The organism is Psychrobacter sp. P2G3, from assembly GCF_001593285.1.
Taxonomy (GTDB): Bacteria; Pseudomonadota; Gammaproteobacteria; order Pseudomonadales; family Moraxellaceae; genus Psychrobacter.
In genome coordinates this window covers 1,823,069-1,837,215 of record NZ_CP012529.1, presented here as the reverse complement: position 1 = coordinate 1,837,215, position 14,147 = coordinate 1,823,069, and the positions used below count along the sequence as shown (strand labels likewise).

Below are 14,147 nucleotides of genomic sequence, written 5' to 3'. Positions count from 1 at the left end.
GAAGTGGGTTAGTGGAAGCTTAACCCGCCGATTTTGATATTTTATAAGTCTTTGGAGCCAATCGCGCTTTTTGCTTGTAGTTGATGATGTATGGGGCACAGCGCCTAAACACAGTAGCGTTCCAACATTTGAGCGACCTGAGGCGGGATAAAGCAAAGCACCGCTTTGCCCCAACGCAAGAGAAAATCTGTGATTTTCTGACGTGCAAGGCGCTGTATGCCCCACAGTTCACCAAGCTACCGCTTCAATCACGGTTAGCGTCAAGGCTATGATTTTGCAAATATCAATCGTGGTTAGAGTGCTTTCAACTAAAAAACTAAATGCGCGTAGAGTGCGCTCAGCGCACCCTACATGAACTAGCTCATAACATCACAAGGAAGCTTTCTCTGAAAAAGACACAAGTCAATTTTTTTTAGTAATCCCCGTGTATGGTTATTAGCCGTCTGCTTTGGACAGGCCAATGCCGGTTATGCTTTTATGATTGCTTTTCTGCCCATTTATACACGTGGTTTAGGCTGGAACGCAGGAAGTAGTGGCAAACTGATCGGTATTATGACTATTTTTCAAATGATAGGTGTGCTTGGCATGCCCGTACTTTCATCCACGCGTTTAGATAGAAGTCTGTGGTTGCTTTTTGCAGTAGGCATCCAAGTTGTAAGGTTTGCAGGTTTAATATTAATGCCAGCATCAGTGTTTGTACTGTGGGTCGCTATGATTGGTTGTGGTCTTGGTGCCTGTTTTTCACTGACATTTGCAGTGGCACTTGATCACTTAACAGCCCCTAGACTGGCTAGAGCATTGACGGCATTTTTGCAAGGTATTGATTTTATTATTACTGCGATTATTCTGTACTTCGCTGGGCTTTTGCGTGAGTGGTCCGGTAGTTTTTAGGCAGTTTGGGTAATACTAATTATTATATTGGTGAGCATGCTGATGGTCACTATGAAGTTTGCACCTGAAGATTATGCAAAGGCAATGAATTATTAATACAACCTCATCTAAAAGGTTATTATAGATATTCTTGAAATTGTTGTAGCCAATCAATCCCGCTATCCGCTTGTACCTTGCTTGTCCATTGGATCGCTGATTGTGAGTGTTCCTGTTATATTGATAACCCTCCCAGCCAAGTCATCGTAGTCCAATGTTCAAACCATGATAGTCGCTACTATTGAGGCTAAAAAGTCTTATTAAGTCTATGTTTATGTCGTATGAGGGATGGTTGATACACTTTAACTTATAGAAATAATAAATAAATATTTTTAAATTCGTTCATTATTAGATAATGAACGACTTAGTTACATTTGTTTGTCAAAATTAACTCTATATAGCCAACAAATTCTTGCAAATTTGTTTTTTATGTATAGAGTTAGTATTAAATAAACAAATGGAATGTAACAGTTATGAAAATTATGAAACTCTGCCTACTTACTACCTCTATAGCATTTTTAACAGCCTGTGGTAATGACTCTAGTTCCTCCTCCGTAACTCCATCTGTAACGACACCAGATTTAACTACTCCTCTAACTCCTCTTAAGCCATCTAATAATATACCTGTTGCGGTAGCAGGTATTAATCAAAATATTACGTTAGGTGACTTAGTAACTCTAGATGGCTCTGAGAGTATAGATAAAGACCAAGACTTGTTGACTTATGTATGGAAAATAAAAGAAAAACCAGAAGGAAGTAAGGCTGTATTATCTGATGATTCAATCGTAAACCCAACATTTAAACCAGACTTACAAGGACAGTATATTGTAAGTCTTATAGTTAATGATGGAAAATTAGATAGCCAAGAAAGCATTGTTAAACTTGATGTAGTAAGAGGTAATGCTGCTCCTGTAGCTGTTATTGCAAATGTGTCTGAAGAAATACAGGTAGGAAAAAAGGTTATTCTAGATGGTTCTTCAAGTGCTGATAGTGATAATGATCCAATAAACTATAACTGGACTATTGAATCAAAACCATCAGATAGTACAGCACAGCTATCTATGTCAGCATCTCAAAACCCAAGCGTTGTTTTTGATAAAGTAGGTACTTATACGGTTGGTTTAACTGTATCAGATGGAATATTATCTAGCGAAAAGACAACTATAAAAGTGAAAGTAGTACGAGGTAATTCTGCTCCACTATCTAACGCTGGATCACCACAAACTATAAAAATAGGTGAGACAGTTACATTAGATGGAAGTAAAAGTATAGATCCTGATAGCGATAAACTAAGTTATCAGTGGTCTGTAAGCTCTGTTCCGTCAGGAAGTAAAGTTACTTTACAAAGTGCTATTGCTAATCCTGATGTAACTCTAGATAAGCCTGGAAATTATGTTTTTACTTTAAAAGTCTCAGACGGCTCCCTAAGCTCAAGTAGTAATGTAAATATTACTGTTCAAAGTGCTCCAGAGATTGTTTTGAGTACTACTGGGTTCTTTGGTGATTCTATTCAAAAACTACCTTATAGCAATACATCATCATTCAATATATCCTCTACATGTGTAGGCAACGGTTGTGGAGTTGGAGTTTCTTTAGACAAATTTGTATTAGAAGCTAAAGGGTCAAACTTTACTATCATTAACCTAAATGCTACTTCAAGTAACCCACAATATTCAGCCTTCTTCGATAATTTAAGTAACAACAAAGTAATTCAAAAAGGCGAGAAACTTAATTTTGCATTAAAGGTAATGCACACCAGAAATAATAAAGTTAATTTAAATTACTCTTTTACAATTAAGGAAACTGGGCAGACTTTCTCATATGCAGCAAACGGATCTACTAACTAGTATTAAATTTATTAATTAAAAAAGAGGCTCAATTATGAGCCCCTTTTTTTGTTTATAGTTCTAGACAAAAGTATTTATTACCAATATAGACAGGATTTATTGAGTATAATTATTTTTAAAGGTGCATTAATCTCAGCCTACGTAAGCTATAAGTTTAAAAGATTTGGGGCTGTAGTAGATAAGGATTAAATATTATCAGAACACCATCTTTCACTTCCCACTCGTCATCTTAATAAGCGTCCGATCTTTTTTCACATAGTGATGATATAAAGCTGCCAAAATGTGTCCTACGACGAGCATCCAAGCCAACCATTTACCGAATACTTGTTTATGAAGGAAATCTAACGGTGCTTCAAATGCCTCATAGCTGATACCCATCCCATCACGGATGACAGATCGGAACAATGAAGTGCTCTCAAACATCGGAATATCAAACAAGAAATAAAATTCCGTATTCACTTTAGAACCTAAATAGCCTGTAACTGGCATAATGATCAAGACCGCATATAAAGCGAAATGTCCAGCATGGGCTGCGAGATGTTCCATCTTAGTGCCAGGTTCTTCGTCTGGGGTGCGGTTCATCATACGCCAGATAATACGCAGCACCACTAAAACGGCAATACTCACACCGAAAGATAAATGTAGCTGAAGTGCCGTCCAGTTAATAGGCGTATCATCTACCGTAAACCAATGGCGAAAATAAACGCTCGCATAAGCACCTAAGAATAATAAAGCCGTTCCCCAATGCAAGCATTTTGCTATAGTACCGTAGTTATAACTGGTATTTTTTAAACTCATAAATTCCTCTAAAATTTATAAATATTCTGAAAGGTTGTAAAAATGCCTCTGAAATCAGGTGTTTTTCTTTCACGTTAAACTACGTACTCAATAGCTCACGTTTAACCAGTATGAGTTGATATCAATGTAGTTATTCTAATAGTACGATAGGTTATATTAAGAAAAACTTAATTTAAAGTTTTATTTCGATTGTTATAATATGATTTTAGTTATATTTTTCTTACATTGCTATTACGCTTAGCAAGCGTAGGTTAATCAATGCATAATTATTTCTAGATTAATTATGACCGTTATAAATGTTAGTATTTTTATCTTCGAAATTACAGTTTCCATGAAGTTGTACCCACGGTAATATAACTATAATAATTAGAATGCTAAATAAAATAAAATAGAAAAGGAAAACGATATGTGGAACGAACGCTACAGCGAACCAGGCTTTGCTTTTGGTACAGAACCAAATGATTTTTTGGAAGAGCAGTTCCAGCACATACCAGCAGGTGGACGAGTACTGTGTTTGGCAGAAGGCGAAGGTAGGAACGCGGTATTTTTAGCTGAGCAAGGCTATCAAGTGACTGCCATGGATTTATCCGATGTGGGTTTAAATAAAGCCTTGAAACTGGCTAGTGAGCGGGGCGTTGAAATCATCACTCAAATAGCTGATTTGGCCGATTATCAATTTGGTGTAGGAGAGTGGGATGGGATTGTCTCTATTTGGGCGCATATGCCTAAAACTGTTAGTCAGTACGTTCATGCGCAGATTGCACCAGCATTGAAACCAAATGGCGTGTTTATTGTCGAGGCTTATACCGAGCAGCAACTTGATATGGAAGCCGTCGGCGGACCACCTGCTGCGCAAAAAGAACGTTTTAATTCACTAGAAAATTTGCAGACAGAATTGGCTGAGCTAGAAGAAATTATTGGCGTTGAAAAACAGCGTATGATTTCAGAAGGCAAGCATCATCAAGGTTTAAGTGCTGTCGTACAATATGTTGGTAGAAGAAAGTAAAATTGCTAGAGAAACTGCTATATCAGAAAAAGAGCAAAGGTAACATAAGGCTACCTTTGCTCTTTTTTATTCGTTTTTTATAAATGTTTTTGATCGTTATTTATTGGTCATTTTTTGATGACAGTTAAGTGACTTGATACCAGTCAATTTTACGAGTCAAGACCATCACGCTGGCGAGTACAACGAAGCAGAATACTGCACCAAGCAGCAAGTTTAAATCTTCTACTGTTAAAATGCCGTAAAAGACAGCGTATAGTCCTGCTAGTATCGCAGTAAAAATAAGGGCTCGTTTTACCCCATTGAGCACATAGTAGGTGTACCAACCGATCAGGCCGACACAAGCAGTCGCTGCAGTCGCATAGGCCTTCCAAAAGGAGATTTGCTCAGCTAACGGCAGTAATAAGACATAAAAGACTAATAGGGCGCAGCCGACCAATAAGTACTGTATAGGATGGATGCGGCTAGATTTAATCACTTCAAATAAGAAGAATGTACCGAACGAGACCAATATCAATAGCAATGCATACTTTAAGGTACGCTCAGTTTGCAGATAGACATCATTAGGCTCAGCAAAACTTACGCCAAAGCTGTTTAGATGGGTACTATTGGCACTCCTAGAAGTTGCTGCGCCTTCTTCTACCAATACTACATCATCAATACCTAAAGGATTACCCGCTTTACTTATGACGCTACATTGATTGTTAGGTGTGCTTAAACATTGTGATAGGCGTTGATTGTTGGCAACAGTCAAATATTCATTTTGCCAGTTGGCTTCAAAGCCATTGGAGGTAAAGTTTTTCATATTTGGCAGCTCTTTTCCAATGAAATTTGGTGCATGCCAGTTGCTTTGCATGGCTAACGTAAAGCTTTGCCCAGTCGGTACCGTATTTAGGCTGCTAATGCCGGATAAAGGCAGGTCGATTATAATTTTAATCATTCCAGTTTTAAGCGCATCAGTTTTGCTAGCTTTGTCAGCTTCACTAATGACAGTTTCAGTACTACTAACTACAGCATTAGCAGCATCGTTACTTAGATTAGAAGTTTGCGAGTTATCAGGGCTAATGGATAAGCTTTGACTGGCTAAGTTATCACCAATGTCACCTGTTCCATTTCGCCCAACCAAATTACCGTTATTTGATGGCTTTATCATATCTTGAGAATTTAAAATGTCTTGAGGAACAGGAACTTCAACGTACGTTAAGCCTTTTATCATAGGTGTTTTCGGGTAAGTCGCTTTGATTTGCTTGTTATTAATGGTTACCGTTGGTGTTATGGCAACGCCGCGTAAGTCTGACACTGGAATAATTAGCTTGGCTTCGTCCCAATGAAAAACCGTCTGTTTTGGTTGTAATTTATCAGTATTCAATTCTGTATTTAACGATGCTTGGGTTTCATTAGCATTAAGGTCGATACTAGGTGTATAGTTTAAATCCTTAACGTATTGGCCTAACGCATAGTTTTGGTCAAATTTTATATTACCATCGTAGCTGGTAGCATGATAAACCCCGCGCTGATAGGTGTCGGTACTGACCTTAAGATTTTCTATGGCCTGCGTTTGAGTCGCAAAGATAGTTTCAATGGCTGAATAGGACGGCTTACATTTAGTAGCGTTTTCTGAATCTATTAAGCATTCTGGCGTTACAGTGGTTGGAATAGCGATAAATGGGGTAATAACCTCTTGCGGATTGACGTGCTGCTCGGCAATCTCTGCTACGACGATATCTGCATAATGTTGTCGTTCGGAGATCACAGTGCGAAACATAGTCAGACCAACAGCGAAGATTATGCAAAGGCCAACGATGATATACAGTTTATTAAGCAGTGTTTTTTGCATGCGCATTCCTCTAAATGATGTTTGAATCGACGGCTACTAATATTGTCAATGGATTAGATAACATCATAGAGAGGGTATAGAGAGAACATATGTAGATTAGATGGAAAGTTTATGGAAATATAAGCTTTGTTCATACATGGTTGCACGTCATCATTGTTTGAAATAAAAAGACAGCTTTTAATAAAGGAAATTTCGCCATATTTTTAACGTCGGGATTCGTTCCTTTATTAAACAGAGCTGCTATAAAGCGCTGTTGAAAAAGTGTCATCAAAACGTTATAAGTAATGCGCAAAAAGCCCGCGTAATACATTACGCGGGCTTTTCCTAATGGCTATTTGTAATAACTACGATTGTTATTATTAATTAGATATTACAATTAACTTGATATTGTTGACCGTTATCAGATTTTACAGTCATGATGCCAAAATCAGCTTTAGTCTGCCAATCGTAAGTCGTTTTAGGATTAACATCGTTGACATAACGAGCGCCAGAACCCGATACAGCTTGTTTCATTGTGATTTTTGCATTGCTCAAGCCAACTTTAGGCAAAGTAACATTTAAGTCTGCAGCTTGACCATTCGCTGCGTAAGTAGCAGTAATGACACCCTCGTCTTCACATGTAAATGATTGAACGACTTGTTGAGCATTGGTAGTCGGTGTTGTAACAGTTGGTGCGTTAGTTGCACAGGCTGACAATAATACTGCGAAAGGTGCTACGGCTAATAATTTTTTCATAATAATCCTCAATAATGTTGGTAAATTTATCGTTTGAGATGTAAAGCAGTATATTACAATATAGCGTTTTTTTTCGCGTTGTTGTTTACCATTAATATGGTATTCAAAGTGTTTCAAGGTATTGCCTAAACGGTTTTTTTCATTAATGCGAGCGACTATTCACTGGTTTTTATTTGAATAGAGAGTTTAGGTTTTTTCTTGTTTAAAACAAACACCGAGACAGCACCTAGAATAACCACACTGGCAATAATAAATTGCAGGGTTAATTGTTCAGACAAAAACACCACACCTAGTATTGCTGCCAGTACTGGCACACAGAACTGCACAACAGCTGCTTGGGTACTTTTTAACAACGGCATCGCTACATACCAAAGACTGTAGCCAACGCCAGAGGTGATTGCTCCTGATACGCCCGCTAATATGACACCCTCTGTACTAACATCTGCTAGATAACTCATTCCTATCAATAACAATAGGGGAAGCGCGACAAGGCTTCTGATAAAGTTAAAACCAGTAGCGCGAAGAGGGGATATACAGGCTTTGCCGCGTATACTGTAAATTCCCCATGCAATGCCGCTCATTGCCATAATCACTGCCCCAAAAAGCGAAGGCACTGCCGCTGAAGGCAGCATCAAGTAAACAAAACCTGTAAAGGCTATAAAAAGAGCCGCCCATTGCACTGTACTTAATTGCTCTTTTTGGTAGATGCCCCAGCCAATCATCGTGAACTGGACCGCTGCAAATAAAATAAGCGCGCCAGTGCCAGTATCAAGCTCCACATAGGCGAGCGAAAAGCAAAGCGCGTAAACCACCAAGCTTATACTGCTGAACCAGCTGCCCTTGTCTTGCAAAATAGGATCTTCTAAAATTGCGATAGCTGCGGTATTGGTATTATTACTATTAACAGTGTGTTTATGTTTTAGCTTGCGTGTATGCACGCTCATGATTATTGCAAGGCAAACAGCACCACCTAATAGGCGAATAATAGTAAAATTCCAAGGATCAATATAGCCTTCAGCTAACGCCATCCTACAAAGCAGAGAGTTTGCGGCAAAGGCTATTAGAGCAATAATCGTGTATAACGTAGCTTTCAAAAAAATTCCTAATAAACGATAGTTTGAGTGTGGTGATAGCAGGACTGATGACTATCAACATAAATTAATTGTTAATAAAATAGCCTAAGCATAAAGATTTCAACTATCTAATTTTTTTAAACATTCTACAACTTGTCGAACTCGTTCTCCTCTATCACCGCCAACTCGCTTAAAGTTTTTCTCATGACAATTTAACTGACTTTCGAAATAAGCGCTTATCTCTTCACGTTGATACGGACTGTCTCGCAAGTCATCAGCGACCCAAGGAATATCTACTGCTGTTAGCAGTATTAAATCGTAATGATGTGACAGTGCTGCCTGTGTGAGTGCATCAGGACAGTCACCATAATACCAATTAGAGTAAACCATTAGCTCAAACAAACTGGTATCACAGAATAGATATTTTTGAGTTTCAGGGTTGGGATTGGGGTTTCGGCTAGGTTGCAGGTTCTGAGCCGCTTGCTGGGTGAGTTTATTTTCCAGATCAATTTGACCTTGGGCAATTGGTAACAAATCGTCCCAAGTGCATGTCACTTGCTCGTTATCCCATTTTTCCTGCAAATAAATACGCATATACTCTGGCACCCAAGGGCTACCAAAATATGCTGCCAAATCACGAGATAAAGTAGTCTTACCAGTGCTTTCTGCACCTAAGATGGCAACCTTGATGACCGATTTATACGTATGCTGCGTGAGATTGAATGCGGTAGCGTCGTTGCCATTCATAATATGCCCAAACTGCGATGAGAGTGAACACTACGTATTGTAGTGCGGTAAAGGTAAGGCCTTTATAGAAATATAACGGAACTGAAATAGCATCAGCGACTATCCATAGCAGCCAATGCTCGATTTTACGACTTGCCATCAGCCACATAGCTATCAAGAACAGCGCGGTGGTCAGCATATCGGTATAATCAACCCAAGTAAATAAATGCATCCCTAGTACTGCGCCATCGAAGCTAAAGCCATTGTTGATCACGGGACGGAAATAATAAACCAATGCCACAAAGGCAACCGTAGCAGTCGCTAATAATGCCATGATTGGCAAATCACTTGATTGGATATGCTCAATACTGATTTCGTCTTGACTAGCACCTTTATCGTTCTCTTTAACTGCCTCTTTGTTTTTTGACCAATTAAACCAGCCGTATAAGCCCATCACTGTGTAATAAGCATTGATAAACATGTCCCCGAACAGTTGCCATTCCCATAACAAATACACAAAAATAGCAGTACTAACCAGACCAATAGGGAAGACCAGCACATTGAGCTTGCGGGCAAGTAACACACTAGCAACGCCAAATATAACGCCAATGATTTCGAGTATAATAAAGAGTGTAGGATAGTCGGCGTACTGTCCGAATAACCAATTAAGAAGATCTTCCATTATGTTCCCTAGCTATTATTTTGACAAAATTAAATAATTTTTATTGAGGTTAATTATATAGTAGCTAGGCAGCGATGACGTCAGCCTTTGCCAATTATTGACGTGAAATTGATTATTTGTAACAAAGTATTAGAAAAATAATAATATTCAGGCATAATAAAGACATCGATTTTAAGTTTACAGTTATTCACCGAAATTAGACTTGCGCTATTTTCTCTTTTTTTACGCTTATTCATAAGCCAAATAGTAGTAGACAAGGAAGCTTATCATGACGACTTGTATCACCGGCACTGGCCTGTATATACCACCCTTTAGCATCAGTAATGAAGAGCTAGTAGAGTCATTTAACCAGTATGTTGACAATTATAACGAGCAACATGCTGACGAGATAGCCAATGACACTATTCCTGCACTTCAACATTCATCAGCCGAATTCATTGAAAAAGTATCGGGCATTAAATCACGTTATGTGATGGAAAAAGCCGGTATTTTAAATCCTGAAATTATGGCACCAGTCATCGCTTATCGTAATCTGGGCGAAGAGCTGTCTATTATGGCCGAAATGGGTGCAGCAGCCCTCAAAGACGCGCTTGCTGATGCAGGACTCGAAGCCAATGATTTAGACGGTATTATACTTGCCTGCTCAAACTTTCAGCGCACTTATCCTGCAGTCGCTATTGAGATTCAAAAAGAAATTGGGATGGTTGGCGGCTATGCTTATGACATGAACGTTGCTTGTAGTGCCGCGACTTTCGGACTATCACAAGCACATGGTTCTATTGCATCTGGTCTCGCTAAACGTGTCGCTGTAGTGAACGTTGAGATTACCTCCGCACATTTAAACTGGCGTAATCGTGACAGTCACTTTATTTTTGGTGATGTCGCAACTGCTTGTATTGTAGAAGAGTTGGACACGCCTAAAGGCTATGAGATTTTAAGCAGTAAACTATTTACTGAATTCTCAACTAATATCAAAAACGAATACGGCTTTATGGATCGCTCAGAGTTCTTGGCGGCTGAAACGCAAATGTATCCTGATATCAAAGAGCCAGTAACGGATAAGTTGTTCTTACAAAATGGTCGCAAGGTATTCCGTGAAGTCTGCCCGAAAGTCTCGGAAATTATACTCCAGCATCTACAAGAGAATGATTTTGAGCCAAGTGAAGTCAAAATGATGTGGCTACACCAAGCCAATGCCAATATGCTCGATCTTATTTTGCGTACGGTAATGGGCAAAGAGGCGGATAAAGCTATCGTACCAAGCGTTATCGCTGAATTTGCTAATACTAGCTCATCAAGCCCGATGGTGGTCTTTCACCGTCATAAAGATGATTTGAAATCTGGCGATTTGGGCGTGATTTGCTCATTCGGTGCAGGTTACTCTATTGGTTCAGTAATAGTACGTAAGGTTTAAAATTAGCCTTATTTGACTGCCCAGTCTTATATTAAATAAAATAGCCAAGAGCAATCTTGGCTATTTTTTATGGTTAAAAATTTATATTTTGGGCAAATTTAGCGCTATTTATCGGTATAAAGCTTAAGTTTACGCAGTGGTTTTAATTTCACTGCAAAAATTTGCTATAATCGCCATCTTATTTCCCTCATTTGAAAAAGCCCTTTTATGAAAGAATCCTTGCGCTTGCGCTTAGACCAGATGGTAGACCGCTATGAAGAGGTTACCGCTTTATTGTCCGATCCTAGTGTTATCAGCGATAATAATAAATTCCGTGAGCTGTCGGTTGAACACAGTGACTTGATGGAAATCACTACTTTGTGGTTGAATTATGGCCGTGCAGAAGCCGATCAAGCTGATGCTGAAAGTATGCTAGCGGACGCCTCAGACCCTGAAATGAAAGAGATGATGCAGGATGAGATTGATAACGCCCGAAATACCATCGTAGAGATGGAAGAGGCGCTCAACGTCATGATGCTGCCAAAAGATCCCAATGATAAAGTACCAGCATTTCTAGAGATTCGAGCGGGTACAGGCGGTGATGAAGCGGCAATATTCTCTGGTGATTTGTTCCGCATGTACCAAAAGTACGCGCAAACTCAAGGCTGGACGGTGGAAGTGCTGTCAGCTAATGAAGGTGAGCATGGCGGCTATAAAGAAATTATCAGTCGTGTGTCAGGCAACAGTGTATATGGTCGTCTAAAGTTTGAATCAGGCGCTCACCGTGTGCAGCGTGTACCCGAGACTGAAAGTCAAGGCCGTGTACATACCTCAGCTTGTACCGTTGCAGTAATGCCAGAAGTTGAAATCGATGACAGCGTTGATATCAATCCTGCAGATCTAAAAATGGATACGTTTCGCTCCAGTGGCGCAGGTGGTCAGCACGTTAACACTACTGACTCAGCCGTACGCTTAACTCACATTCCTACCGGTACCGTGGTAGAGTGTCAGCAAGAACGCAGTCAGCATAAAAACCGTGCTCATGCTATGAAAATGCTGATTTCTAAAATTCAACAAGCTAAAGTTCAAGCGCAAGTCGATGTAGCAGATTCTATCCGTCGTGACTTAGTCGGTAGTGGTGATCGCTCAGAGCGTATCCGTACCTATAACTTTCCGCAAGGGCGTATGACTGACCATCGTATCAATCTGACTTTATATAAGCTTGATTCAATTATGGAAGGTGATTTGGATGAGATTCTAGACTCACTATTACGTGAGCATCAAGCGGACTTGATGGCCAGTATCGGCGGTGAGTAAGAAAATAAGTAGCTAGTAAAATAAATCTACCAGCCATTATCATGATAATCAGCAGCTCGTCATCAAGATAAATTTATTATTTTAATGTGTGCATTTAATTATCCAACAATTTTGAGAGTGTTATGTCAAAGCCCAACAACCCAAACCAAGACCAAGCCCCAACTTTAGAAGAAGCGAATGAGCTTATCCTCCAACTACAAGCTAAGCTAGATGATATTAGCGCTTCGGGCAAACAGCCTTATCCAAATCAGTTTAAACGCACTGATTATGCGCAAGACTTGCAAGCAGCCTTTGAAGGCGTATCAAAGCAAGAGATTGAAGATAACGCTGCTAAAGGTGAAAAAACACAGGTCAATGTGGCTGGGCGCGTCATGCTGAACCGCGGGGCATTTATTGTCATTCAAGATATGACTGGTCGTATTCAGTTATATGTAGCACGTAAAGAGTTGGATCCAGAGACGCTCGCGAGCATCAAGTCGTTAGACTTAGGCGATATCGTTGGCGTATCAGGCTATATTGGTCGCTCAGGTAAAGGCGATTTATATGTGCATATTGAAAAGTTTAATTTACTGACCAAATCACTACGCCCAATGCCAAATAAGTTTCATGGCTTAGCTGACATAGAAGCGCGTTATCGCAATCGTCATCTTGATTTGATGACCAATGAGACGACTCGTGATACGTTTGTGATTCGCAGTCAAGTGATCAGCGGCATTCGTCAGTTTATGTTGAATGAGCGCTTCATGGAAGTCGAGACGCCGATGATGCATCCTATCCCAGGTGGTGCCGTTGCGCGTCCATTTGTGACGCATCACAATGCGCTAGATATGCCGTTGTATCTACGTATCGCTCCTGAGCTTTACCTAAAACGCTTGGTCGTTGGTGGTTTTGAAAAAGTATTTGAGATTAACCGCAGCTTCCGTAACGAAGGTGTATCCACGCGCCATAATCCTGAATTCACCATGATTGAGTTTTATCAGGCCTATGCTGATTATCATGATTTGATGGATTTAACCGAGCGTCTATTTAATAAGCTGGCGATGGACATTTTAGGCACTACTGAAATTACTTATCAAGAAGAAAGTATCAGCCTACAAGCGCCATTTGCACGTCTATCAATGTCAGATGCTATTGCGCAATATGCTGAAGACTTTGATATGTCGCGTATCAATGACCGTGATTACTTAGCGGATTATGTAGCGAACACGCTTAAGCAACCAGTAAAAGACGTCTTTGGTATCGGTAAACTAATTACTATCATCTTCGAAGAGACAGCGGAGCATCAATTACGTCAGCCAACGTTCATTACAGAATATCCTGCTGAGACTTCACCGTTAGCACGTCGCAACGATGATAATCCTGAAATTACCGATCGTTTTGAGCTATTCATTGGTGGTCGTGAATTGGCTAATGGCTTTAGTGAGCTTAATGATCCGGCTGATCAGGCAGAACGTTTCCGTGGTCAAGTCGCTGAAAAAGACGCTGGCGATGTGGAAGCTATGCATTTTGATGAAGAGTATATTGAAGCCTTATCTTACGGTTTACCACCGACAGCAGGTGAGGGTATCGGTATTGATCGTTTGGTCATGCTATTTACTGACTCTGCCAGCATCCGTGATGTGATTTTATTTCCACATATGCGCCGCAAAAATGATTAGTGGTTAATCGGTCTTTAATTAATCTTTAATTAGAATTGATTATTGAGCGGACGTTAAGTCATTTTTGAACCAGCAAGAAGCCAGACGAATGCGCTGGCTTTTTGCTATAATAAGCACTCAAAAAAGCATACTCAAAATAAGAATTCTAACC

At 39.8% G+C, this 14,147-nt stretch carries 12 protein-coding genes; 6 read left to right on the top strand and 6 right to left on the bottom strand.

The window, feature by feature from the left end:
- Positions 1–405 precede the first annotated feature (405 nt).
- A complete protein-coding gene (locus AK823_RS07540) occupies positions 406–891 on the top strand; it encodes an MFS transporter (RefSeq protein ID WP_203226607.1) in 486 nt (161 codons plus the stop codon).
- 509 nt (positions 892–1,400) lie between these two features.
- Entirely contained in the window at positions 1,401–2,774 is a 1,374-nt protein-coding gene (locus AK823_RS07535; protein ID WP_068327918.1) for a PKD domain-containing protein, read from the top strand.
- Positions 2,775–2,984: 210 nt separating this feature from the next.
- On the opposite strand, the gene AK823_RS07530 is transcribed toward AK823_RS07535, so the two are convergent.
- Complete coding sequence (locus tag AK823_RS07530) at positions 2,985–3,572, bottom strand: cytochrome b (RefSeq protein ID WP_068327916.1); 588 nt, start codon at positions 3,570–3,572, stop codon at positions 2,985–2,987.
- Between the two features lie 406 nt (positions 3,573–3,978).
- On the opposite strand from AK823_RS07530, the gene AK823_RS07525 reads away from it, so the two are divergent.
- Positions 3,979–4,578: a class I SAM-dependent methyltransferase gene (locus tag AK823_RS07525; protein ID WP_068327915.1), complete on the top strand. Its 600-nt coding sequence runs from the start codon at positions 3,979–3,981 to the stop codon at positions 4,576–4,578.
- Positions 4,579–4,702: 124 nt separating this feature from the next.
- Here AK823_RS07525 and creD read toward each other — a convergent pair whose 3' ends face one another.
- The 5 genes from creD to pnuC all read right to left on the bottom strand — a co-directional run bounded on the left by creD (position 4,703) and on the right by pnuC (position 9,628).
- The gene (gene creD / locus AK823_RS07520) at positions 4,703–6,412 is read right to left on the bottom strand and encodes a cell envelope integrity protein CreD (protein ID WP_068327914.1); all 1,710 of its coding nucleotides are present in this window, start codon (positions 6,410–6,412) and stop codon (positions 4,703–4,705) included.
- 363 nt (positions 6,413–6,775) lie between these two features.
- Positions 6,776–7,147, bottom strand: a complete 372-nt coding sequence (locus AK823_RS07510) for an MliC family protein (RefSeq protein WP_068327910.1) — start codon at positions 7,145–7,147, stop codon at positions 6,776–6,778.
- A 155-nt stretch (positions 7,148–7,302) separates the two neighbouring features.
- Complete coding sequence (locus AK823_RS07505; RefSeq protein WP_068327907.1) at positions 7,303–8,241, bottom strand: DMT family transporter; 939 nt, start codon at positions 8,239–8,241, stop codon at positions 7,303–7,305.
- Positions 8,242–8,340: 99 nt separating this feature from the next.
- Positions 8,341–8,967, bottom strand: coding sequence for an ATP-binding protein (locus AK823_RS07500; RefSeq protein ID WP_068327905.1), 627 nt, complete (start codon positions 8,965–8,967; stop codon positions 8,341–8,343).
- A complete protein-coding gene (gene pnuC / locus AK823_RS07495) occupies positions 8,918–9,628 on the bottom strand; it encodes a nicotinamide riboside transporter PnuC (RefSeq protein ID WP_068327903.1) in 711 nt (236 codons plus the stop codon). The genes AK823_RS07500 and pnuC overlap by 50 nt, the downstream gene beginning before the upstream one ends.
- A gap of 268 nt (positions 9,629–9,896) precedes the next feature.
- Here pnuC and AK823_RS07490 point away from each other — a divergent pair, with 268 nt between their 5' ends.
- The 3 genes from AK823_RS07490 (at position 9,897) to lysS (ending at position 13,996) form a co-directional block, all read left to right on the top strand.
- Positions 9,897–11,042, top strand: coding sequence for a beta-ketoacyl-ACP synthase III (locus tag AK823_RS07490; protein WP_068327899.1), 1,146 nt, complete (start codon positions 9,897–9,899; stop codon positions 11,040–11,042).
- A gap of 207 nt (positions 11,043–11,249) precedes the next feature.
- Positions 11,250–12,338 carry a peptide chain release factor 1 gene (prfA, locus tag AK823_RS07485; protein ID WP_068327897.1) on the top strand — a complete coding sequence of 363 codons (1,089 nt, stop codon included), beginning with the start codon at positions 11,250–11,252 and terminating at the stop codon, positions 12,336–12,338.
- Positions 12,339–12,460: 122 nt separating this feature from the next.
- Positions 12,461–13,996, top strand: coding sequence for a lysine--tRNA ligase (gene lysS / locus AK823_RS07480; protein WP_068327894.1), 1,536 nt, complete (start codon positions 12,461–12,463; stop codon positions 13,994–13,996).
- Positions 13,997–14,147 lie beyond the last annotated feature (151 nt).

Bases quoted from the DNA above. Each gene is read 5' to 3' on its own strand.
- AK823_RS07525 (WP_068327915.1), top strand. From the start codon at position 3,979: ATGTGGAACGAACGCTACAGCGAACCAGGCTTTGCTTTTGGTACAGAA.
- AK823_RS07530 (WP_068327916.1), bottom strand. From the start codon at position 3,572: ATGAGTTTAAAAAATACCAGTTATAACTACGGTACTATAGCAAAATGC.
- AK823_RS07490 (WP_068327899.1), top strand. From the start codon at position 9,897: ATGACGACTTGTATCACCGGCACTGGCCTGTATATACCACCCTTTAGC.
- pnuC (WP_068327903.1), bottom strand. From the start codon at position 9,628: ATGGAAGATCTTCTTAATTGGTTATTCGGACAGTACGCCGACTATCCT.
- lysS (WP_068327894.1), top strand. From the start codon at position 12,461: ATGTCAAAGCCCAACAACCCAAACCAAGACCAAGCCCCAACTTTAGAA.
- AK823_RS07500 (WP_068327905.1), bottom strand. From the start codon at position 8,967: ATGAATGGCAACGACGCTACCGCATTCAATCTCACGCAGCATACGTAT.
- creD (WP_068327914.1), bottom strand. From the start codon at position 6,412: ATGCAAAAAACACTGCTTAATAAACTGTATATCATCGTTGGCCTTTGC.
- AK823_RS07510 (WP_068327910.1), bottom strand. From the start codon at position 7,147: ATGAAAAAATTATTAGCCGTAGCACCTTTCGCAGTATTATTGTCAGCC.
- prfA (WP_068327897.1), top strand. From the start codon at position 11,250: ATGAAAGAATCCTTGCGCTTGCGCTTAGACCAGATGGTAGACCGCTAT.
- AK823_RS07535 (WP_068327918.1), top strand. From the start codon at position 1,401: ATGAAAATTATGAAACTCTGCCTACTTACTACCTCTATAGCATTTTTA.